Consider the following 941-nt stretch of genomic DNA (forward strand, 5'->3'; position numbering starts at 1 on the left):
GCATTTCGGCTATTGTTTTTACACATTGTTATGCAAAGTTATTTGTCTATTCTTAGTATTATGTATTCTGTTGAATCAGGCTTTCCTGTGGAAATATTCAATTTGCTATAGGTATCATTAAACTCCATTATTGTCGAAGCAAAGGTGTTAGAATTATTGACTGGTTCTATTGAGAGAACGTCTTTTAAAGTCCCAATATCAATTGAGTCGTTATTTTGTATTCTATTCCTCATAGTTTCAAATCTACTACATGTTCCATATAAAAAACTCAAATCTACATATGAAGGATGATACGAGTTGTTTGTTAAAGGTCTGTTGGCATGAAAAGTATACTGTTTTGAATAATCAGGCCAATATTCAGTAATTAAATCAGATGCACATTCCAATGAAATAATATTCTGTTTTGAACCGATTATATAATTTTGACCCGATGCGTGTTTTACTTTTTTTATGAAAGAGATAGCTTCATTAAATGAGTCTTTTTCCAAAACTCCCCTAGAAATAAAACACACTGGAAGACCATCTAAAGAACTTTTTAAATCCGTTAAACTATTCTCAGTAATTCCAATCTGTTTATTTAGACCATTTACTCCTAAATATCCAGCGAATGTTGTTACTAATTTCCTTGTGCCTGAATTACTATTATTAATATCCAATATAACTTCAAAACCATGATAGAATGGTGTTATGTCAATATTCTGAGCAATAAAATTCGAACTTCCATCCTTTTTGTAGTTATTTATTCCAACCGATGTACAATGATGTGGTTTGTCAATTAATTTTCCATTTGTCCATATTTCATCTATTAACTGAAATGCAAACATTGTATTAAAATCAATTCCAGAGCCTTTACTAATTCCTTTTACTTCATCAAGTAGTTCATGCGTCCATTTTTCTATTGAAGGAATATAGTTTGTGTAGCCTTCCCCAAAAATAGGACA

General features: G+C 30.6%; 1 protein-coding gene. It reads right to left on the reverse strand.

The window, feature by feature from the left end:
* Positions 1-38 precede the first annotated feature (38 nt).
* Positions 39-941, reverse strand: a 903-nt coding sequence (locus tag B4W65_RS17065) for a C45 family autoproteolytic acyltransferase/hydolase (protein ID WP_146697841.1), incomplete at its 5' end; no start/stop codon positions are given.

It is taken from the genome of Geofilum rhodophaeum, from assembly GCF_002210225.1.
In the GTDB taxonomy this organism is placed as follows: Bacteria; Bacteroidota; Bacteroidia; order Bacteroidales; family Marinilabiliaceae; genus Geofilum; species Geofilum rhodophaeum.